The sequence below is a fragment of the Burkholderia sp. LMG 13014 genome (genome assembly GCF_905232215.1).
Classification (GTDB): domain Bacteria; phylum Pseudomonadota; class Gammaproteobacteria; order Burkholderiales; family Burkholderiaceae; genus Burkholderia.
In genome coordinates, this window is the sequence record NZ_CAJNKE010001086.1 from 1 (window position 1) to 256 (window position 256).

The 256-nt window shown below is 61.3% G+C and carries 1 pseudogene; it reads left to right on the forward strand.

The window, feature by feature from the left end:
• A pseudogene (locus JYJ84_RS37515) lies at positions 1 to 256 on the forward strand (type VI secretion system tip protein VgrG); the annotation flags it as partial.

Genomic DNA, 256 nt, shown 5'->3' on the forward strand with positions numbered 1-256 from the left:
CAGACGCACAAGGGCGAAGGCTTCAACGAGCTGCGCTTTGAAGATGAGGCCGGGCAGGAGGAAATCTACGTTCACGCGCAGCGCGATCAGAACATCCACGTCAACCACGATGAAACCACCTTCGTGGGCAATGACCGCAGTGAGCAGGTCGAGCACGACGAGACGATTGCGATCGGTAACGACCGCAAGGAGACGGTGGGGCATGACGAGCAGGTCACGATCGGGCGGGATCGCCGGCACGACATCGGGCAGGACG